The following is a 22,281-nucleotide window of genomic DNA, read 5'->3' as shown; positions in this document are numbered from 1 at the left end:
TGACCACCAAACCCGGAAAGCACTTTAGTGTTTGACCTAATGTTTGAGTTTGCGCCCGACTGAGTCCAACAGTGCATTCCAGTCGTCGGTAAAGCTCTTAGCCCCCTGGACCTGCAACTCCCTCGCCAACTCCTCTAAATCCAAGCCTGCACTTGTGAGACGGCCAAACAGCTCCTGTGATTGTGCCAGGGCGTTGTCTCCTAAGACTGAGGCAACTTTGCCATGATCGTCGAATGCAAGCAGCGTCGCCTCCGGGATGGTGTTGATCGTCCCCGGAGCCGCAAGTGCCGAGACATAGAAGGTATCAGGATACGCAGGATCCTTCGTCGAGGTGGATGCCCAGAGTACCTTTTGCATGCGATCCGCGCCATTGCAAAGCTTTTGGCAACGCTCTGTCGCCAGTATCTGGAGATGAGCAGCCCAGATACCCTGCATGACCGCCAGCCCCGTCTGCTGGACAAGCTCAGGCGGCAGCTTTGGATTGGCTGCCGAGTCCCACCGAGAGACAAAAACTGATGCGACCGAGGGCACATCAAGGCTGAGGCCCGCTCGCTGCCGCAGCTCAAGGCCATCAAGAAAGGCAGTCGCGGCTGCAACATAGTGCTCTACCCCAAAGAGGAGGGTAACGTTCACTCCGATGCCATCGGCGATCAGATCACGAATGGCCTGCGCACCCGCCTCCGTTCCTGGAACCTTGATCAACACGTTCTCGGTGTCAAAACGACTCCGGAGACGCCGTGCCCACGAGATCGTCTCTGGCATGGAGTTGGCATACTCAGGGGGGACTTCAATCGATACGAAACCATCCCGACCCCCACTGCGTTCCCAGACCCCGTGGAGAAGTTTCGCAGCATCGGTGAGGTCGACGATAGCAAGCTCGTAGACCATCTCTTCTGCATCGAGGACGCCCTCCGACTCAAAGTGATGGAGCGCCTTGTCATAGTCGTCGGAGTGGCCGATCGCATGCGCAAGAATCGATGGGTTTGATGTGAGGCCCGTCACCCCAATATCCGTGATGTAATGGGCTAAGGTCCCAGAATCGAGCAACTTCCTCGATATCGAGTCGAGCCAGACGCTCTGACCCAGAGCCGCTAACGAACGTACACCTTGCATTATTTACCTCCAAGTATTTCCTGGACCGAATCGGACACCTGACTCGGGGTGAAGCCAAAGGCTTCCAAGACCTCATCTTTGGGTCCAGAGCCTCCGAAGCGATTCATACCAATGACTGCGTCAACAAACTCGTACCAACCGAAAGCCGATGCCGCCTCGACGGCGATCCGTGGAGCAGCACCGAGCAGCGCGTCACGGTCCGCTACGGTACGCTCTCGCAACAACTCAAGGGAGGGCACTGATACGACCCCTGCATCAACACCGCTCTCATGGAGTAACTCGGCTGCGCTCAGTGCAAGACTTACCTCCGAACCAGTGGCTACCAATGTCACGTCCGCACCCCCTCGTAACCGATGGCCCGCCAAGGATGTCGTGTCAATCGTCTTGGTTCCAGAGAGCACTGGCAGGCCCTGCCGGGAGAGGACAAGCGCGGTTGGGCCGTCATCCCTGCCGAGCGCAAACGCGACACTCGCCGCCGTCTCCCGAGCATCGGCAGGCCGGAGCACAACAATGCCGGGCATGGCGCGAAGCCCTGCCAACTGCTCGACCGGCTGATGCGTTGTCCCATCCTCACCAAGAGCGATGGAGTCATGGGTAAAGATGAAGAGGGTGTGGAGCTCCATGATTGAGGAGAGGCGTAGGGCTGGCTTCAGGTAGTCGGAGAAGACAAAGAAGGTACTCGCAAAGGGAAGGAATCCACCATGAGCGGCAATCCCATTGGTGATGGCAGCCATCGCATGTTCGCGAACACCGAAATAGATATCCCTCCCCTCATAGGTTGGCCAAGTGACTTGGGTATCGAGTCGAGTCTCAGTGGAACTCTCGACGTCCGCAGCCCCACCGACAATCTCAGGGGTAACCGATGCGGCAGAACGCAGTGCCTGCCCGAGCGCGACGCGAGTGGAGATTGCGGCCCCGTCATCAAACGAGGGCCACTCGAATGGGACTTTACCCAGTTCGCCATTAAGAACACGACGCTCGAACTCTGACCACCGATGTGGGTCGAGAGCTGCGGCGTCTTCACACAGCTGAGTCCAGGCGCTATATCCAGAGTCTCGATCCGGTCGCCATCGCGCATAGGCCTCATCAGGAACCACGAAGGGGGGGTGTACCCACTGCAGTTGTTCGCGTGTCGACAACAACGCTTCGGCGCCGAGGGCGGCACCATGGGAGCGATGATCATCATGGAAAGGACTTCCTATCCCGATATGGGAGTTCATGATCACCAAGGTGGGCTGACCACGGGTTTGCATCGCCATCCGCAGCGTCGCATCCACTTGCGCAAAATTATCAACGTCAGTGATACGCAGAATCCGGAACCCATAGGCCAAATAACGCGCAGCCACCTCCTCGTTGAAGGAGAGCTCGCTTGGTCCATCGAGTGTGACGGCGTTGGAGTCATAGAGGATCGTCAGCTTCTCAAGGCGCAGATGGCCAGCGAGTGAAGAGGCCTCCGACACGATACCCTCCATCATATCGCCATCGCCGCAGAGCACCCAGGTCCGGTGATTCACCACCGGGGCTTGAGCCACGTTGAACTGCTCGGCCGCCATGCGCTCGGCGAGGGCCAGCCCCACCGCGTTGGCAACACCCTGGCCGAGTGGACCAGTGGTGACCTCTACGCCTGGGGTCATCCCCCGCTCGGGATGGCCTGGGCAACGCGAAGGGTAGCGGCGAAACTGCTGTAAATCCTCCAGGGTGAGATCATAACCATTGAGATGCAACGCGCCATAGAGCAGCATCGAGGCATGGCCACCGGACAAGACAAACCGATCCCGGTCCGCCCAATCCGGCTGTGCTGGATCGTGACGGAGAAATTGCGTAAAGAGTCGATAGATGACAGGTGCCATTGCGAGCGGAGTACCTGGGTGGCCGGAGTTCGCGCGTTCCACCGCGTCAACGGCGAGGAAGCGCAATGCGTTCGATGCAACGTCGAAGATATCCGGCGAACGCAATCCTCCAAAATCCTGCTTGTGATCGGTCATGTAGGTCGTCCTCTCATATGTCGGTAGCGTGCAACTAAATCGGCCGTCGATACGTCCAAGGTGTCGAGCGCTGGCGCGCTAGCGGAGGTGAGGATTGGAGCGAGCTCCGAAGCGAGCTCCTTACCGAGCTCGACACCCCACTGGTCGAAGGAGTCGATTCCCCAGATCACTCCCTGCGTAAAAACACTGTGTTCGTAGAGGGCGATCAGCGCACCGAGAACCTCTGGCGTCAGCCGTTGTGCCAATATCGTGGTGGTTGGGCGATTTCCAGGCATGCGCTTCGGGGGGCGTAGTTGCGCTGGCACTCCTCGTTTCTCCAGCTCAGCATCGTCGCGTCCGAATGCGAGCGCCCTTGTCTGCGCAATGCCATTCGCAAAAAGCAGATCCTGCTGGGCATCAGGACCGCCAAGTGGTTCTGCAAAGAGAATAAAATCTGCAGGAATCAGCACCGTTCCCTGGTGGAGAAGCTGATAAAAGGCATGTTGTCCGTCGGTACCTGGTTCGCCCCAGTACACCGCACCCGTGTCATAATCAACCGTTGCCCCGTCGATGCGAACCGACTTGCCATTGGACTCCATCGTGAGCTGCTGAAGATAGGCTGGGAACCTCGATAGTCGTTGGCTATACGGGAGGATCGCCTGCGATTGCGCACCCAGGAAGTTTCGATACCAAACCGCTAACAACCCAAGCAACACTGGACCGTTTTCTGACAACGGAGTCTCTCTGAGATGTCGATCGATACTCGCGAATCCACGAAGAAACGACCGAAAACGTTCTGGACCAATCGCGAGCATGATGGTTAACCCCACCGCCGAATCGACAGAGTAGCGTCCACCGATAAAGTCCCAGAATCCGAACATATTCTCGGTGTCGATACCAAACTCGGTAACGAGTTCATCGTTCGTGGAGACCGCCACAAAATGCTTGGCAACGGCATCCTCATGATCACCCAGCGCTTGTAGGATCCACTGACGTGCAGCCTTTGCGTTCGTCAAGGTCTCAAGGGTTCCAAAGGTCTTCGAAACGACGACAAACAACGTCGTCGCAGGGTCACAACGCTGGAAGACCTCTTCAATGGCGATTGGATCGATGTTGGAGACGAAGTACATCTCGCGACTCTTATCGCTGAAGTCATAGAGTGCCTTCGTGACCATCGCGGGACCCAAATCCGAGCCACCGATGCCAATGTTTACGATGGCCGAGAAGGGTTTTCCCGTGCAACCCACCCGTTGGTTGGCGCGTACGCTTCGCGCAAACTGCTCCATCCGCGTGAGCACCTTCTCGACCTCAACCTCGACCTCGATACCATCGATGGGCCCCGACAATGTCGCCCCGTTGCGCAAGGCGGTGTGGAGTACGGCACGATCCTCGGAGACGTTGATATGCTCACCGGTGAGCATGGCGGTAATCGCCTCAGGCAAGAATCTCGCCTTTGCCAGGTTCTCAAGAAGGGAGAGTGTCTCCCGTTGGATGAGGTGTTTTGAGAGATCGATATGTAACGGCCTCACCTCGAATGTGCTCCATCCGAGCCGGTCGGAATCCTCGGCGAAGAGGCGCCCGAGATTGGTCTGCTGCAGCTGTTTGGCATGTGCTGCTAGGGCTTTCCACTCGGGAAGTTGATTAGGCGAAACTCCTACTACCGGATACGGCACAGTCTCCTCCGATCCATTCTCTCTACCATCCTAGACATGATGGGTGGATCCGTCGACCTCAGAGATGGTCACGAGAAGTTGACGTGCGAACTTTCCTTCAAAGAGTCGACACTTCCGGCGTAGTGCATACCGCTCCGCGCTGAGATCACTATCGGCATGCAGATCGAGCTCGACAGCGGTCGTACTGATATTGCACTCGAGATCTGTGACCAACTGTTGATGTGATCGGTCGAGCGCATCAGCGAGGCGCAGGAGTGCAGCACTGAACTGGATCTCGTCCAAGTCCGAGGGATCAAGATCCGAAGGCGCCTCGACCTCCCCTTTGGTGTGCGAACCGATAATCGCTCCAATTACTGCGATCTCTCGCCGGCTAAATCCCCGGGGAGGTGACGCCTTGACGAGATATTGTCCATGTCGGTCGTGTTGATCACGATTGATAAAGGCGCCGATGTCGTGGAGTTGGGACGCGACCCCAAGGCGTTCGCGTGCCTCAAGGGTCAGGCCATGTAGTGGTGAGAGCTCATCGAACAATTGAAGCGCAAACCTGGCTACGAAAGCGGCGTGCCGACCATCCACTCGATAGCGCAGCATGAGCTCTCGTACCGAATCAGCCCTCAGTTCTGCAGAATTGATCGCAAAAGCAAAGTGCTCTTGGCTCTGAGCTTCGTGCAATACGATACCTTCGCGTAATGCCCAGGAGCAGAGCCACACTTCATCGAGTGCCGTGACACGGAGCACCTGAGCTAGGATGATCGCGCCATAGCCCACCGTCGCCGCTCGACGCTCGTCCACTCCTTTTAACGTCGATCGTTCACTCTCGGGCGTGGACAAAATCAACTCTACCGCGTGTTCAAGAGCAGAGCGAGTAACGGCTCTCGCTAACAGTCCATCGTCGCGGTCGTCGTGGTCGTGATCGAGTGACAACGCCAGTCGTCCGATAGCGTTCATCGTTCCACTGGTCAAGATGAGACGTGTGGGGAGATAACCGATCATGGTCGCCAGTGGTTCCCCGAGCTCTCGCGCCACGTAGTCCTCAATCGCATCACTACGCTCATCTGGAAACTTTGCGCGAAGGCGACCAACGCCAAGTCGCAAGCTCCTCGCAGCGATCAGCTGGCGTTGATCTCCAAGCATGAGCTCGAGACTACCCCCACCAAGATCCGCGCCAAGAACTGGCCGCGAACCGAGATGACACGCAGCGCGAATCGCATCAAAGATGAGTGTCGCCTCCTCATGGCCACTGATGACCTGCACCTTGACTCCAGTGCGCGCCCAGATAGCATCGTTCAACTGCTGGGCATTTTCGGCATCCCGAAAGGAGGCTGTCGCCTTTGCGACGATCACTTGAGCACCAAAACTCTCGCTGATAGCGTGGAACTGTGCAACGGTTCGAACCGCTGCGCTGATCGCTTCATCACTGAAACTACCGTCACGATAGACATGCTCACCCAGTCGAAGCATCTCACGCTCCTTGGCAACGGACTCGAGGGTTAGATCTGGACGGACACGGAAAACGGCCAGATGGAAGGAGTTGGATCCCAAATCCATGGCAGCGACGATCACTCCATTCATCTCCCTATGAGGGCTCAGCATTCGTCGTGCTCCGCACTGCGTGCTGCCCATGGTGCAAGCTGGGTATCGACCGCATCGAGCAACCGTACCAATCGACCCCCAAGATCTGGCCCTTGTGGCTTGGGGGAGGTGCTCCCCAAAGGCCGTTGGTTCTCACCCATCAGTGCGGTGGCAAGTTTCGATTGAGAGCTCGGAGGTACTGCTGGGAACCGGCCTGCAAACTCGTCTGCCAGCCAGTCAAGCACACTGCGCTCTTGCGCCTCTACCTCGAGTTCGATAAATGCATACGGTTGTGGAGCCTCGACCATCACTTCGTCAAGGCAGACCTCAAGTTCAACCCCCGACAGGTCCATCACCCATCGTTCACGGAGTGTCCTGAATCGAGCGGTCTCAACCAGATCGCCAACGACCCCAATACAACGGAGTGCCACCACAAGTGCCGGCGGGATCACATCCCAGGCCCCATCCATCTCATACTCCGCTGCCTCGCTGACTCCACGTCGGTCAGGCAATGCACCAACCTTGATGGTCCATCGTGCTTGGGTGTGCCCTTGACTCCCCCGAGCACGCAGACCGATCTGGCTGAGCGCCAACGCATGATCAACGCTGTCGAGATACCGCGATGTAAGCTCCTGGGGATCGCCATGGGAGAGTTCTTGACCTCCAAGAGCGACGATCGCCCTCACCATCTCCAAACCCACCTCGTGATCTTGGGGGCGGCGCTTGAGCTCGCGTTCGCTAGCCATGGATCACCGTCTCCTCGGCACGAGTGCCGTTGAGGATCAGCTGGGAGGAGATCCCATGAACGGGGGGTAGTCGTCGCCAACCCCCTTGTGCATCGAGGGTCCAGGCATTGGTATCATCCTGCCACTCGAGGGAGAGCATCGATATGACGCGCCGACGCAGTGCGGAGTCCTCCAACGGGAACAGGAGTTCGACACGTCGATCAAGGTTGCGCTGCATGAGGTCGCTCGAACCCACCAGCACCTCAGAACGCACATCCTCAGGGTCTCCAAAGACGAAGACGCGCGAATGTTCCAAAAATTCGCCCACGATGGAGCGGATGACGATATTGTCGGATAGCCCTGGCTCCCCCGGCTTCAGCGCGCAGATGCCCCGCACGAGCCCCCGGATCTCCACGCCGGCCTGCGAAGCTCGGTAGAGGGCCTCAATCACACCCGGATCGACGAGTCCGTTGACCTTAAAACTGATGAAGCCCTTATCTCCTCGGGCCGTCTCTCGCTCGATCAATTCAGTGATGCGCGCCCGCAAGGCCATCGGGGCTAAAACAAGCTTCTCGAGATGTGAAGGCCGTGAGAACCCAGTGAGATAGTTGAAGACCTCCCCGAGGTCGTGCCCTATCTCCTCATCAACGGTGAAGAGCCCGAGATCCTCGTAACTTCTCGCCGTCTTGGCGTTGTAGTTTCCCGTGCCAAGATGGCAATAGCGCATCAAGGCACCATTCTCCCGTCGGATGACCATGATCGCTTTGCAGTGCGTCTTGAGCCCGACGACCCCATAGACGACGTGAACACCAGCGTCCTCGAGCTTGCGTGCCCAGCCGATGTTGGCTAATTCGTCAAAGCGTGCCTTGACCTCCACGATCACTACGACCTGTTTGCCACTCTCGGCTGCATCGATCAACGATCCCACGATCGCCGAATCTCCGGAGGTTCGGTACAAGGTCTGCTTGATCGCCAAAACATCTGGATCCATGGCGGCCGCGGCTACGAAGGCTTCGACCGTAGACGAGAAACTATCGTAAGGATGATGCACGAGTACGTCATTACCTTTGAGCGCTGCAAAAAGGTCCGTCGGCTCCCCGTCAAGATGGGAGAAGGGTGGCGGGGTACGACCCGCGGCCCTAGGCCCACGCTCTCCTTCGAGACCGAGGTCATAGATCTCGAAGAGGCAACGCATATCGAGGGGCAATCTGGTGGAGTAGACATCGTCGCGGTGTAGCTCCAGTTCGTCGATGAGGAGTGACTGGATTGCCGGCGATGCATCGGCTGCCACCTCAAGACGAACAGCGCGTCCAAACCGTCGACGACGCAACTCGGTCTCGACAAGGGCCAGCAGATCGTCAGCTTCACCCTCCTCAAGGACAAGGTCAGTGTTGCGAGTCACGCGAAACAGCGCACTCTCACCTATCTCCATCCCCGGAAACAGCAGTCCTGCAAAGGTCTGGATCAGGTCTTCGATGAGGACGAAGGATCCACTACCTACCGGATAGAGTCGTGGAAAGTTCGTCGGCACCTTGATCCGTGCAAACCTCTCCTCACGGTCGGCGGAGTCGCGGACTGCAACCGCCAAGTTAAGCGAGAGGTTCGAGATGTAGGGGAAGGGATGGGAGGGGTCAACCGAAAGCGGGGTCAGCACTGGGTAAAGCTCTGCCTCAAAGTTTCGGCGCAGACGTTCTTTGGTTGATCCAGGGAGCGACCGCACCCGTTCGATCTGCACCCCTAGCTCGGCCAGGCGAGGTACGAGCCGCTCCTCATAGCTCTGTTCGGCGCCCTCAAGGAGCGGAATGAGCCGGGTCCGGATGGCACGCAACTGTTCGCGGGCCGTTAAACCATCGGTCGAACGGATCGTAAAGGGGGAGACGAGCTGATCCTTCAGCCCAGCCACACGAACCTGGAAAAACTCATCGAGGCCAGATCCAAAGATAGCGAAAAACTTCGCCCGTGCCAAGGCACCAAGATGTTCATCCGCTGCGAGCTCAAGTACCCTTGCGCCAAACTCGAGCCAGGAAAGTTCTCGATTGAAGTACCGCGCTGCCACCTGACCAGTACGACCTGACTCAGGTTCATAGGGGACCTCAAAGGATTGGGACATCTTACTCCTCACGTTCGCGCAGCCGCCAGGCTATAGTCTAAAGCGTGAAAACAAATGAGCAGGTGGGGGTCCGTACACGCGGTTATGAGCGGCGCCGCCGCGAGCTCGAACTCGTTATTGTCGCTGACCTGATCACCATCTTTGCTTGGGTGCTTGGCTACTTCGGCCTCCATCCCAATGGGCATATCACCCTCGCCCAGCCCTGGCTCGCGATCGTCGTCTTAGCACCTCTTGGCGCCCACGTCACTAATCGCTACTTCGCCTCCAACGCTGATACCATCCTCTTGCCAATCGCAGCGCTCCTCAATGGTCTTGGGTTTGTAATGATCGGGGTACTCGATACCCAGGAAGCCCACCTGCAGGCCATCTGGACCTTGTTATCAGTATTGGCCTACGTGGGTACCATCGTGTTGGTTCGCAACCCTGACTCGCTCGACCGCTACCGCTATCTGCTCGCTATCGCGGGTATTGGTCTTCTGTTTAGTCCCATCATTCCCGGGATTGGTGAAGACATCGGAGGTGAACGGCTTTGGGTTCACTTCGGTAGCCTCAGTTTTCAGCCAGTCGAGATCGGCAAGCTCCTCCTCGCCATCTTCCTCTCATCACTCATCGTCGAGAAGAAAGACCTTCTCGCTCGGCTCCGCGGGGGTGGTCTCCGCCGTTTTGGACCCCTCGCACTCACCTTCGGTATTGCACTCGCGATCATGGCGGCGGAGAAGGATGTCGGCTTCGCGCTGCTCATCTTCGTCACCTTCGTCCTGGTCATGTGGATCGGCACGGGTAACCGAATCTACCTCCTTTTTGGGGCCATCACCTTCGTCTTTGGACTCGTCGTGGGCGGTGCACTCTTGCCACAGGTGCACCAGCGGATCACGGTTTGGCTCGATCCCTGGAAATACGCCGCAACGACCGGCTATCAGCTGATTCAGGCTCAATACGCCTTTGGGATCGGCGGACTCAGCGGGACCGGTCTCGGATTAAGCCACCCTACCGTACCAGTAGCCACCTCTGACTTCATCTTTGCCGCCTTTGGCCAGGAACTCGGCCTCCTTGGCACCAGCGCGATCATCATCTCGTTCCTCCTTCTGACCGGCGCTGGAATCCGCATAGCCCTACGAGCAAACGGCGAATTCAGCTCCCTTCTGGCGATGACGTTGACGGTGATACTCGCCCTCCAGACCTTCTTCATCCTGGCTGGCGTGATCCGCGTACTACCGCTCACCGGCATGACCCTTCCTTTCCTAGCCTACGGAGGATCATCGCTCTTGGCGAATTATATCCTTCTTGGAGTGTTGATGCGGATATCCCATCGCTCCAACCAACACGCCGATCCACGAGAGGCACAGTCGAGCCACCCATGAACCTCAACCGTAGATCTCAGGGCGACCACCGATTCTCGTCTCCCGCTGGCGCGCTCAACGACCGAGCCTGACTCGTGCGCAAGATGAAACCGAAGATTACCTCTCGCCTCGATCAAGTATCTCAATGGTAGTACGATAAGAAAACATGCGAACCTGCTGCCAGGGTGACGAGTGGAGCGTCCCGCTCCGCCGAACCCGCCACCATAGGCTCCTCTAAACCGATGGACACCGAACTTGTGATCGTCACTGTGTTAGCGATCATGCTCGTCACAGGCATTGGCTATCGTCTGCAACACAGCGCCAATGGGCACCATCTCCAACGCAACAACCAGCTCCAACAGCTCCTGGCGCAGGCGAGCCAGCTGATCAATGACAGCCCTGATGAGGCCCAATTTCTCCAAAAGGTCTGTGAGCTCATCTGCCAGATGCCTCCCGTACGCCTCGCATGGATCGGGCGTCCAGACGGTGACGGCACGGTTCGTCCGGTCGCCAGCTGTGGTGATGTCGCCTATCTCAGTGAGGTTCAGGTCTCTGTCCGTCAGGATTGCCCAGCAGGCCAAGGACCCGTAGGCCGTGCTTGGAGAAGTGGCACCGCTACCTATGACGATCATGCACTACGGAATCCGGACTATGAACCATGGCGTCGCGCGGCAAACACCCACCAACTCGTTGGCGTCCACGCACTCCCCATCCGGTGCCAAGGCGAACTTGACGCCATCCTGGTCGTCTATTTTGGACGCAAACCTATCCTCAATCACGAGGAACGACTGCTCCTCGAACGTCTCGCCACTGACCTCGCCACCGGCATCACCAAGATTCGCGAGCACCAATATAACCATCGATTGGCGGCCGCGCTCGCGCAGATCTCAGAAGCTGTCTTTATCGTCGACCTGGACGGCCGCATTCAGTGGTTCAACGACGGGTTGGCGGATTTATTTGTCATGAGCCGTGAGGAGATCGATGGCTCACATCCAACAATTCTCCTCGGGGATCCGCACTTTGATCAACTGCTTGAGCAATCCAGGCATCTCGCAGAGGATGAGGAGCTGCCGGACTGGGAGATTCTCCAAAAGACCGCCGCAGGTGTCAGTCGTTGGGTGCATGTCTCGGCCACACCCCTAGTCGACGATCTGCACACGATCTCTGGGGTTGTGGTAGTCGAGATCGACCTCACCGACGAGCGAGCGGCGATCGACGCAGAGCGTCGTCTGCTCGCCATCCTCGACGACACCTCCGACGGCGTCGGCATTACCGACCGCAACGGAAGACTCATCTATCTCAACAACGGCGGTCGACAATTGGTCGGGTTGAGCGCTGACACACCAGCGGAGGGGCGGCATTTCTTCGAACTGATCGGTGACGCCGTCGGACAGGAGCACTTTAGCACCGCCGTGCAACGGGCTGCAGAGCTTGGACGTTGGGAGGGTGAGCTCAGCATCAAACGACCTGACGGAGTACAAGTCCCCCTCTCGATGGTGCTGATGGTCCATCGAAACACGGCAGGTCACGTTCAGTACATCTCGGCCATCGCGAGAAATATGGTTGACCAGAAGTTGCGTGAGAGTGAGTTGAGCTATCTCGCCGATCATGATGCCCTCACCGGTCTCCCCAATCGTCGCGTACTCAATGCGAGCCTTGATGCCGCGATTGTGCTAGCGCAACAGACGGGGCGCCATTTCGCGGTTGGCGTGATCGACCTCGATGACTTCAAGCCAGTCAATGACCGTCTCGGACATCATGCTGGTGATGAACTGCTCGTCGGAATCGCAAAACGTCTCCGGCACCTCCTCCGCGAAGGCGACACCATCATCAGGTTGGGAGGAGACGAGTTTCTCGTGATTCTGAACGCACTCGACCCCTCCCAGGGTAGGAACGATCTCGAAATCGTCCTAGAACGCATACACGAAGCCGTCGTCACCCCTTTTGTGCTTGGCCAAGACCATCACGTCACGGTGGACATGAGCATTGGTATCGCCACTTTTCCTGACACCTCAACCGAACCTGATGCGCTGATGCGCGAAGCCGATGCCGCACTGTATATCGCCAAACAACGCAAACGTCATCGCAGCCGCTGGTGGAGGCTCGCGTCCGATCCTGAGATTGAAGCTGAAGGCCCCCAACCAGTCGCACTAGCCCCCTCTGCCTATGGAGTTGAGGCAGAAGTCATGCTCGCAGAACTCATCTCCAAGACTCCGGAGTTGGTGACCAATGCCGTCGCGGCCTTCTATGGAGCGGTGGAGGCATCGCCCCTGGGTGCGAGCATCCTCGCTCACTTGAGCGAGAGTGAGTACCGCGCACTCAAGCGCCACCAGGCCGCTCATCTCGAATCGCTGCTCGACGGTACGCTCGAGAAACGCGCTCTCGAGCACCAGGCAGAACAGGTTGGTACTGCCCACGCCCTCGCTGGACTACTCGCTGCGGACCTGGTCGACTCCGTCAATAGCTATCGATGCGCACTCACCGAACAGATCAGCCGTTTGCCCATCAATCCTCGTGTGATCAAGGACATTGTTGGGGTCATCAATCGCAGAGTCGACGATGACATTGCTGCGCAGTTACGCGCGTTGTCCGCCACAACCGATACCTACTTTAGTATTTTTGCCCACCCACTCCCAGGAGTCGACGGACTATGGATCGACAGCATCCAATCAGAGCTCGACATGATCGGACAGCTGCCCGGGATCGCCGCCATCGGTCTCGCTCGCCAGGGCGGTGGCGATAGCCTCTTGATCGAGGCGTACGCAGGTCGTGGAGGACAACGACTCGCCGAGCAGATGAACAGCCCTGGAGCACGGGTCGCTATCGACCCTCACCATCGCAATGGTCAGATGCTGTGCTCACGGGCCTGGCGTGACGCGCGCATCCTGGTAACCGATCGTATCGCCGACGACACCATCTACGGTTCCTGGCCTTTGGACGAGGGTATCGCACTCCGTTCCGCAGTTGCGATCCCCATTCAGAATGTCGAAGGTCGACCCGTTGCGCTCCTGCTGTTGACCGGTCAGTATCCAGGGCAGTTTTCATCGGCGTGGATGGAACGCTTCAACAAGAATGTCAAGCAGCGATGGGAGAACCTGTTATATCGAATCGCAACCCCGGACAATGTGCTAGCAAGACAACAGGCTGTCGGCTATCGAGGCTTGTTGCTGTCTGGCGGTTTGCGGATGTTCGTTCAGCCCATCGTCGATCTCAAAACAGACCAGCTTGCCAAGGTCGAAGGACTCGCTCGTCTGGTAGAACCCGATGGCAACGTCATAGAGCCCGACAGATTTCTCAGTATTCTCGGTGCGGGTGAACGCTATCACCTGTTCCGGATGGGCCTCGAGCTCCTCTTGGCGGCTGATCGAGAGTGGAGAGCCTCTGGATTACTGATCGATCTCACGATCAATGTTGATGCCACCACACTGAACTACCCCGAACTCCCCTCGTGGCTCGCTACGACGCTCATGAAGTGGGATTTCCCTCCTCATCGACTCGTCCTTGAACTCCTCGAAACCGACCGCCAGCACCTCATGCCTGACTCTGTGCGTCTCGGTGAGCTCCTAGAGCTTGGCGTCCAACTCGCGATCGACGACATGGGATCTGGTTACTCCAACTGGCTACGGCTCGTGGAGATTCCGGCCACCCTGATCAAAATCGATCATCACTTCACGGCAAGGATGGAGACACACCCCACACGTGTACTCAACCTCCTTGGAACCCTCATCCTCACCGCCACCGACGCTTGCCAAAACGTCGTCGTTGAGGGTATCGAAAGCCCCGTCCTTGCCGAAGTCGCGGCCCGCCTTGGGGCTGGGTTTGGCCAGGGATATGGTATCGCCAAACCGATGCCCACCGACCAGCTCATCTCCTGGTCCCGCTCCTACCACCACGAACATTCCAACCACGAACTACGCTCCCTGCTCGGAGCTATGGCCTACCACTGGTCATTTGTCCATAGTCCAATGCACTACAACAGAGGGCCGCTTGCTAACTGCCTACTCACGAGCTACTTTGTAGCTCACGATCTCGACACCAGTGAAGGCGCTGATCTGCACCGGGCGTTGCATGCTCATTCGACACCCCCAGCCGATCTGGTCAATGCCTTGACCCGCTGGTTTGAAAGGGTATGCACCCCCAATAGCAGCGACTACAACATCGCACCCCGGTCCACGTCATCACAGAGCGATGACTGGGCTTGGATTATCTAATGGAACCTGACCCCAACAACGCGATCGAGTAACGTTTGTGCCATGAACCCATGTCATGTTCACCCGCCGATCTCGATCGCCGTGGTGCCCTTCTTGCTCTCTCACGAACAACCATACGTACTGCTCAACCGATCCTGCGCAAGGCTCTCACTGCTACGCGTTGGCGTTGGCGAGCTCGATGTAACACTCACGCACTACGCCGAGCGGTTTCTTCGGCGAACACTGGGCCTGACCATCTCACCCCTCACCCAATGCGGCGCGGACCAAGATCTCAGCCAACACCCTCCGGCGATCGACATCTGCTATTACGGCTTTACCACTAGTCAATTCATCAACGGGGACGACCTGATCTGGACACCCTTATATCACCTCCTACCTCAAGAGGACCATCGCAACGGCCAGGCGGACCTGGACGAACCCTCCCGCGGAATCAACGACCAACACGATGCCGCCAACGGGCAGCTCTCGCAATACGATCTAGGCCTCCTCGCCACGGCCCTGGCGACGATTCGTCACTCCCTGGATCGACGACCCGTGATCGAGGAGATTGAACCGGCCGCCTTCACCCTCTCCTATCTGCAACATCGCACGGAGATGCTGCTCGGTGTGCGACTCCACACCCAAAATTTTCGTCGAAAACTACTCGACTCCGGATACCTCGAATCGATCGACATCGCGGTCAACCAGACACTGGGAAGACCCGCTCTACTCTATCGGGTTCGCAAGTCCCAAAGGTAGCGATCCGTACGACAGTCGATAGACTAATACTCATCATGAGCATAATTGCACCGCCAGTGGATATGACAGGATACCGGGAGCAGCTTGCTCGGCTGGTCGAGGAACAAAACGCCGTCATTCTCGCACACAACTACCAGCCCGCATGGGTCAAGGAACTCGCGGACTTCACCGGCGACTCCCTCTACCTTTCGCAGCGAGCGCGTGATACTGATGCCACCACCATCATCTTCGCTGGGGTGCGCTTCATGGCCGAGACTGCCAAAATCCTCTCACCAGAGAGACGTGTCTTCTTGCCTGCCGAGGATGCCGAATGTTCCCTCGCTGACTCGATCACCACCGCAGAACTCATCGAGTGGAAGAGCCGCTACCCAGAGGCCATCGTCGTGGCCTACGTCAATACTTCGGCTGCCGTCAAGGCCCTCGCCGACGTCTGCTGCACCTCTGCCAACGCCGTTGAGATAGTTGAGTCCATCCCTCCGGATCGCGAGGTACTCTTCTTGCCGGATCAGTTTCTTGGTGCCTACGTACAACGGATCACTGGCCACCCGGGAATGCATATCTGGATGGGAGAATGCCATGTCCACGCAGACATCTCCCCTCAACATTTGGCCGACAAGATGGCGCAGAATCCTCTCGCCACCCTGATGATCCATCCGGAGTGTGGCTGCACCACGCCCGCGCTCTACCAACTCGCCGACGCCAGTGGCGGACCCACTTCCCAGCGGATACGTATCCTCTCTACCAACCAGATGATCGAGGAGGCCAAGCGTTCGACGGCGGCCCATGTCCTTGTCGCTACCGAGATCGGCATCATGTCCGACCTCATCAGCGCCAACCCCGCGGTGCGCTTTGAGGCCGTGAATCCTCGTGCACGGTGCCCGTACATGAACCGTGTCACCCCCGAACGCCTGGTCGAGACGCTGCGCGATCACGTCGGCGAGGTCCACGTCGACCAAGAGATCGCCGCCAAGGCACGATTAGCCGTTGAACGCATGGTCGATCCGGAGTTACGCGCATGGGGTTGATGATGCAGATGACGCCGAGTCACGACCTCTCCTTCGACGTCGTGGTGGTCGGTGCCGGTATCGCTGGCCTCACCGTGGCGCTATCGTTACCATCAACGTTGCGCATCGCCATCGTCAGCCGAAGCTTTACCATGACCTCCAGTCACTGGGCAAAGGGGGGCATGGCCGCAGCCCGTGGAGCCGACGACGAACCCGCCGAACATCTTCGCGATACCATCGTGGCGGGCGGAGAGTTGAATGACCCCGAACGCGTTGCCCTACTCGTCGGCGAGGCGCCGAACGCTATCGAGTTTCTTCAGCATCAAGGTGTCGTCTTTGAGGCACTGCCTGAACGCGAAGCCGGCCACGGACGGCCAAGAATCTGGCACGCCGATGGTGATGCGACCGGTGCCGCCATCATGAGCGCCCTCGGGGCACGCCAACGGGCCGCTGATAACGTGACACCGATCGATGGCACGATGGTCGAACTCCTCAATGATGATAGCGGCGTGATCGGTATCATGATCAGCCACCGGAACGCCTTGACACTCCTCCGTGCACCTCGCATCGTGTTAGCCTCTGGCGGCGCTACCGGCCTTTGGGGGGATCACACCTCTCCCAACGCCAACCTTGGTACCGGAATTGTGAGTGCCTATCGTGTGGGGGCGATCGCCACAGATCTCGAATTCACCCAGTTCCATCCGACCGCCATCGCGCTATCGGAATCTCCACTCTCGCTAGCGACAGAGGCGCTCCGCGGAGCGGGGGCCTGGATCGTCGATGAGGAGGGTAAGCGTTTTCTCTTTGCGAGCGATCCCGCCGGAGAGCTCGCCACCAGAGACAAGGTTGCTCGTGCCATGTATCGCCATGGCGGTCAGGCCTACCTCGATGCCCGGCCAATCGGAGGGGAGATATTAGAGAAGCGGTTCCCGACTTTTGTGCGTGAGGCCCGACAACGGGGCCACGATCCGATCGTCACAGGCCCAGTGCCGATACGGCCAGCGGCACATTACACCATTGGTGGGGTGGTGACTGACACATGGGGTGAGACCAGTATTCCCGGGTTATATGCGATCGGTGAATGCGCCAGCAGCGGGATCCATGGCGCGAATCGCCTCGCATCGAACTCTTTGCTCGAGGGGGTGGTTTTTGGTCGACGCGCGGCTCGCCACCTTGTCGACGCTCCCAACTCCGCAGCTCCAACCCACTTCCCACGCTCCACCAACCTACCAACCACGGCGCCATCACGCATTGCTCTGGCTCGCATCGTCGACGACGCCCTCGGCATCGAACGCGACGCGGTGGCGCTCGAGACTGCCCTCGAGGCGCTCACCGACGTGGCGACTTGTGAGATGGATCCCTTCAGTGCCCATGAACTCACTCTGGCATCGCACCTCGTCTCGATGATGCTCATCGCCGCCAAAGAGCGCCACGGCACCGTCGGTGCACACACACGTGCCGATGAACAAGCTGAGGATCCTCATTACCGCCTCACCTTCGCCATCGGGTCCACTCCTCGTCGAGAGGCTCGGGTATGGTGATGTTATCCCCGGGCCCTATCGTCGATCTGGCCCTCATCGATCTAGCCCTCGACGAGGATCTCGTTGAGCCCGTCACCGCCGCCGAGGAGACCCACCCTCTCCCCGGGGCCGATGGTGTCGCACCGACGCGGCAACTACGCCCGTGTTCAACCGCAGGAGATCTCACCGGCTCACTCGTAGCTCATCAGGTAGTAGCGCTGACACTGCGCGCCCGGGCCCATGGGGTTTTTGTTGGTCAAACGGTGGCCCCGGTGGTACTAGGCCGGGTGGCAGAACGCTTAGGCACCGCAGCACCGACCTATGATCCAATCGTCACCGATGGGACAATGGTGGAACCCGGTGCGACACTCGCCTGGCTGCGTGGTGATCTTCGGACGGTCTTGGCAGCAGAACGGACGATGCTCAACCTCCTCTGCCATCTTTCGGGGGTGGCGAGCACCACGCGGAGCTACGTCGAAGCCGTCGTGGGGACGAAGGCGGTCATACGTGACACCCGTAAGACGACTCCGGGATTACGGAGCTTGGAGAAGTATGCGGTTCGTTGCGGGGGTGGCAGCAACCATCGCCTCGGTCTCTGGGACGGTATTCTCATCAAAGACAACCATCTCGCCTTCGCGCCCATGGAGGAGCTCGTGACCCGCGCCCGGCTATCGCACCCGGATCGACCACTCGAAGTCGAGGTCGATAACCTCACCCAACTGCACCAGGCCCTCGACCTTGCCGTCGATCTCATTCTTCTCGACAATATGGAACTTGGAATGATCGCCGAGGCGGTACAGATCAGTCGAGGCCGTTGTCGACTCGAGGTCTCCGGTGGCGTGGGACTGGATCGCCTACGAGCGATCGCCGAAACCGGGGTGGATTATATTGCGGTCGGTGCACTCACCCACTCCACACCTATTCTTGATCTTGGTCTCGACTATCCCGACGCGTAGGTGCAGAGGCATCAGACAACGGGGTTGCATCCAGCGCGTCCCTCCCCTCCCCTGGTGCGGTGCCATCTGCGTCCCCAGCCTCTACCTCGGATCTCTCTCCAACGAGCGCGGGTGACACAAGGATGGGTGCTGGCACCGGTTGGAGGAGCGCCAACATGATCGCATCGGATGGCCGAGCACTGAACAGGCGCGTGCGTCCGTCCTGGCTTGAGAGTGCCAAGATCGCATGCACATTGCCATCGATGACGGATTCAAGCGCTACGTAACTGACACCCATCCCATACGAGGCCAGGATGTCCTGCATGAGCTCGGTCGTCATCGGTCTCGGTGCTCGTTCCTTGGCGACAATCAGGGAAAGCTGACGAGCCTGTTCGATCGAGATAGGGATCTCAAACGCCACGAGCGAGGTATCATCCGGGAGTAGTGTGATACGCGCAAAAGGCTCTGGAAGGTCGACGCCCACACGCACCATCCGGCAGGGCACGAAGCCGGCGAGATTGAAGCTGTCAGGATTTAGTACGGGCACGCTGGGCCCCTACATTCAGTGCCAGACCCACCATCGCGAGAAAGGCGAGCATCGCCGAACCGCCGTAGCTGATCAACGGCAATGGAATACCTGTAATGGGCATGATCCCTATGGTCATACCCACGTTTTGGAAGACCGAGTAACCGATCCAAGCCAACCCACCGGCCACGATCAACGTCCCCGTGATGTCCTTTGCCCAGCGCATTGCGCTCCACATTCGCCATATCAGTATCGCGTACCCTGCCAAGAGAGCGGCGCATCCAACGAAACCAAGTTGTTCTCCAATTGCGGTAAAAATGAAATCGGTCTGCTGTTCAGGCACAAAGGCCAGAGTGGTCTGCGACCCCTTAAACAAGCCAACTCCAAAGATATGTCCGGAGCCAATGGCAATCTTGGATTGGGCGAGGTTATATCCGAAGGTCGATGCGTCTGCCTTCGGGTTAAGAAAGGATAACAAGCGGTGCAGCTGATAACTCTTGAGGAAACCCACATGAAGGACTGCAATCACTCCAACGACACCCACCACCACGAGCGCGAGCAGATAACGCGCTGGGACACCCGCCATCACCAGCATCAGCGCCGTGATGATGCCGATGACGATCCCCGTTCCAAGATCAGGCTGTTTGATCACCAACACCATCGGGATACCTCCCATCAGGAGGATAGTGATCACCGCCCGGAGATCGATGGGATCATCTCGATTGGCGACGTAGGCGGCGACTCCGAATATGACTCCGATCGGCGCGAACTCTGAGGGCTGTATCTGAATCGGACCGAGTTGGAACCATCGCTGCGATCCGAGTTGTGAGGTGCCGATCGGCGATAGCACAGCAAGCAGCCCGAGAAGACTAGCGCCGTAAATGAGATAGGCCAGATGCGCAATCCGTTGATAGTCGATCAACGCGAGGACCACCATCACCACCGCACCGAGCAGAAAGTAAATCGCCTGGCGTTCAAAGTAGTAATGGCCGGAGATGCCCGCATGCACGAGTTGTTCCTTGGTGGCGGAGTAGATCATGATGACGCCAAAGGCTCCAATCCCTAGCGCCACGATCGCTAACAACAGATCGATCCGGCTCAATTCGCGCCAGAGACTCGTCTTGCGACGGACAGCCATCTGGGTCATGACAGACCCAGAAGCCTTTCGAGGGCAGATCGGGCCATGACGCTCTGTCCTGCCTCTGCTTGAAAGCGCACCAGCGCGGTGGCGATCCAGTCGGATAGCTTGAGTGTCTCAGTGCGGATTCGCACGCCGCCCACCACATGATCTACTCGACTCGATTGGACCTTGCCGTCCTTGTCACGTTCTATGATAAATCGTTCAGCACCAACATCGAAGTAGTCGGTACGTTGCTTACGCTTCGTCTCGGTGTGAAGCCGATCCTTGAACAGCTCTAATACCCGCTCTAGACCCACCGTCTCTAACGCCTGTGCCTCCGCAGCCAGCTTGAACAAGTCTGAGGAATCTACCAGACCGTCAGCCGCATCGCCAAAGGCGTCACCTGATTCTTGACCATTCTCTGCTACCATGATAGGTAATAGAGTAATAGCTCTAACCATCATCACTTTAGGGTTAAGGAGATCCTTTCATGAGCATGTTCAAGCGCGTCTCTCAGGTCTTCCAACAGAAGTCAAATGCACTCCTTGATAAGGTTGAGGACCCAACGCAGGCCATCGACCTCAGCTACGAGAAGATGCAGGAGAATCTCCAGCAAGTTCGCAGGTCGATCGCCGATGTTCTCACCTCGCAAAAGCGCCTCGAGGCACAACGAGCACAACTGCAGGCCCAATACGACAAACTGCAGGGTCAAGCACGGCAGGCTCTTCAGCAAGGACAGGAGGATGTCGCGAAGATGGCCCTGCAACGAGCTACCGCCATCCAACCCCAGATCGACTCTCTCACCCCGCAGATCAACCAACTCGCCCAGCAAGAGAGTGCGCTAGAGGAGACCGGTCGAACGCTGAACTCCAAGATCGAGGCCTTTCGCGCACAGCGTGACACCATGAAGGCCCAATACACCGCCGCCAAGGCATCTTCCTCGGCGTTGGAGAACCTTACCGGACTCTCAGATCAGATGACAGACGTCAACATGATGATGGATCGCGCCCAAGATAAGATCTCACAGATGCAATCACGGGCTGCAGCCGTCGGCGAACTAGCGAACTCCGGCGTGCTCGACTCCCCGTCACTCGGCGGCCACGGCGATGATATCGAAGCAGCGCTCGCTCAGAAGTCCTCGGCAAACGACGTGGATCTACAACTTGCCGCAATGAAGGCAGAGCTCAACGGTCCAGCCCAGCCAGCGAGTCTTGCAGCGCCGACGAATTCGAACGATACTAAGGAGCTCCATGCATCGGACACAACTACCACCGACGCAGCAGCTAGCCCAGCACCGGTGGCCGGTGACTCGTTTGTGGTTCGGGTACTGGGCCAGAACCGTTTCCGCATTCCCAACTCCATTCGACCAGCCCTCGATGGGCTCGACGCAGCGCTAGAGATGGCGGTTGACAAGAACGACGCTGAATCATTTGCACAACTGGTCAAGCAGCTTGGGCTTCTCGTCTCAACCAACGGCATAGCTCTGGATGAGACGGACGCCACCAAGGCCGACATCGTCTTGCCAAGTCCAGATATGACTCTCGACGAAGCGAAGAAACTCTTCTTTGATGCGCCAGCTGCAACACAAGACGCAACGGCTCCGACTACCGGCACTGCCACCAATGAGGTGGGTGCCGCTGCTGAGACGACGGAGAGCTAACCCCGCCCTTTGTACTCCGCGACTCGTCGAACCGCGCCAGATTGGTGAGGCAATCGGCGGATCAGGACCG

The 22,281-nt window shown here is 58.1% G+C and carries 16 protein-coding genes; 7 read left to right on the top strand and 9 right to left on the bottom strand.

The genetic code is table 11. The features are described from left to right. Window positions 1–36: 36 nt before the first annotated feature. Genes tal through ppk1 form a run of 6 tightly spaced genes read right to left on the bottom strand, consistent with a single transcriptional unit; the run spans window position 37 to window position 9,157 of the window. Window positions 37–1,113, bottom strand: coding sequence for a transaldolase (gene tal / locus M7439_RS05035; RefSeq protein WP_298346282.1), 1,077 nt, complete (start codon window positions 1,111–1,113; stop codon window positions 37–39). Continuing rightward, entirely contained in the window at window positions 1,113–3,098 is a 1,986-nt protein-coding gene (tkt, locus tag M7439_RS05030; protein ID WP_298346280.1) for a transketolase, read from the bottom strand. The genes tal and tkt overlap by 1 nt, the downstream gene beginning before the upstream one ends. Beyond that, window positions 3,095–4,750: a glucose-6-phosphate isomerase gene (pgi, locus tag M7439_RS05025; RefSeq protein ID WP_298346279.1), complete on the bottom strand. Its 1,656-nt coding sequence runs from the start codon at window positions 4,748–4,750 to the stop codon at window positions 3,095–3,097. The genes tkt and pgi overlap by 4 nt, the downstream gene beginning before the upstream one ends. A 30-nt stretch (window positions 4,751–4,780) precedes the next feature. Further along, a complete protein-coding gene (locus tag M7439_RS05020) occupies window positions 4,781–6,322 on the bottom strand; it encodes a Ppx/GppA phosphatase family protein (protein ID WP_298346277.1) in 1,542 nt (513 codons plus the stop codon). Between the two features lie 14 nt (window positions 6,323–6,336). Beyond that, complete coding sequence (locus M7439_RS05015; protein WP_298346275.1) at window positions 6,337–7,068, bottom strand: CYTH domain-containing protein; 732 nt, start codon at window positions 7,066–7,068, stop codon at window positions 6,337–6,339. Then, the gene (gene ppk1, locus M7439_RS05010; RefSeq protein ID WP_298346273.1) at window positions 7,061–9,157 is read right to left on the bottom strand and encodes a polyphosphate kinase 1; all 2,097 of its coding nucleotides are present in this window, start codon (window positions 9,155–9,157) and stop codon (window positions 7,061–7,063) included. Before ppk1 ends, M7439_RS05015 begins: the two co-directional genes overlap by 8 nt. Window positions 9,158–9,201: 44 nt before the next feature. Here ppk1 and M7439_RS05005 point away from each other — a divergent pair, with 44 nt between their 5' ends. The 6 genes from M7439_RS05005 to nadC all read left to right on the top strand — a co-directional run bounded on the left by M7439_RS05005 (window position 9,202) and on the right by nadC (window position 18,926). Beyond that, window positions 9,202–10,518: an FtsW/RodA/SpoVE family cell cycle protein gene (locus tag M7439_RS05005; protein ID WP_298346271.1), complete on the top strand. Its 1,317-nt coding sequence runs from the start codon at window positions 9,202–9,204 to the stop codon at window positions 10,516–10,518. A gap of 221 nt (window positions 10,519–10,739) precedes the next feature. Further along, window positions 10,740–14,708 carry a diguanylate cyclase domain-containing protein gene (locus M7439_RS05000; RefSeq protein ID WP_298346269.1) on the top strand — a complete coding sequence of 1,323 codons (3,969 nt, stop codon included), beginning with the start codon at window positions 10,740–10,742 and terminating at the stop codon, window positions 14,706–14,708. A gap of 42 nt (window positions 14,709–14,750) precedes the next feature. Beyond that, window positions 14,751–15,446, top strand: a complete 696-nt coding sequence (locus tag M7439_RS04995; RefSeq protein WP_298346267.1) for a hypothetical protein — start codon at window positions 14,751–14,753, stop codon at window positions 15,444–15,446. Window positions 15,447–15,481: 35 nt separating this feature from the next. Further along, the gene (nadA, locus tag M7439_RS04990) at window positions 15,482–16,471 is read left to right on the top strand and encodes a quinolinate synthase NadA (RefSeq protein WP_298346265.1); all 990 of its coding nucleotides are present in this window, start codon (window positions 15,482–15,484) and stop codon (window positions 16,469–16,471) included. After that, window positions 16,471–17,991 carry an FAD-binding protein gene (locus M7439_RS04985; protein ID WP_308464400.1) on the top strand — a complete coding sequence of 507 codons (1,521 nt, stop codon included), beginning with the start codon at window positions 16,471–16,473 and terminating at the stop codon, window positions 17,989–17,991. Before nadA ends, M7439_RS04985 begins: the two co-directional genes overlap by 1 nt. Continuing rightward, window positions 17,985–18,926, top strand: a complete 942-nt coding sequence (nadC, locus tag M7439_RS04980) for a carboxylating nicotinate-nucleotide diphosphorylase (protein ID WP_298346261.1) — start codon at window positions 17,985–17,987, stop codon at window positions 18,924–18,926. The genes M7439_RS04985 and nadC overlap by 7 nt, the downstream gene beginning before the upstream one ends. On the opposite strand, the gene M7439_RS04975 is transcribed toward nadC, so the two are convergent. From M7439_RS04975 to M7439_RS04965, 3 genes are read right to left on the bottom strand one after another with little or no spacing between them, the layout of a single operon-like run. Continuing rightward, window positions 18,889–19,452, bottom strand: coding sequence for a bifunctional nuclease family protein (locus tag M7439_RS04975; protein ID WP_298346259.1), 564 nt, complete (start codon window positions 19,450–19,452; stop codon window positions 18,889–18,891). The two genes, nadC and M7439_RS04975, sit on opposite strands and share 38 nt — an antisense overlap. Then, complete coding sequence (gene rodA, locus M7439_RS04970) at window positions 19,433–20,578, bottom strand: rod shape-determining protein RodA (protein WP_298346257.1); 1,146 nt, start codon at window positions 20,576–20,578, stop codon at window positions 19,433–19,435. Before rodA ends, M7439_RS04975 begins: the two co-directional genes overlap by 20 nt. Continuing rightward, window positions 20,575–21,015, bottom strand: a complete 441-nt coding sequence (locus M7439_RS04965) for a hypothetical protein (RefSeq protein WP_298346255.1) — start codon at window positions 21,013–21,015, stop codon at window positions 20,575–20,577. The genes rodA and M7439_RS04965 overlap by 4 nt, the downstream gene beginning before the upstream one ends. 26 nt (window positions 21,016–21,041) lie before the next feature. Between M7439_RS04965 and M7439_RS04960 the strand changes: the two genes are divergently transcribed. Further along, the gene (locus M7439_RS04960; RefSeq protein WP_298346253.1) at window positions 21,042–22,211 is read left to right on the top strand and encodes a PspA/IM30 family protein; all 1,170 of its coding nucleotides are present in this window, start codon (window positions 21,042–21,044) and stop codon (window positions 22,209–22,211) included. Window positions 22,212–22,281 lie beyond the last annotated feature (70 nt).

The sequence above is a fragment of the Ferrimicrobium sp. genome, from assembly GCF_027319265.1.
Lineage (GTDB): Bacteria > Actinomycetota > Acidimicrobiia > Acidimicrobiales > Acidimicrobiaceae > Ferrimicrobium.
This window is presented reverse-complemented; position numbering and strand designations above follow the sequence as displayed.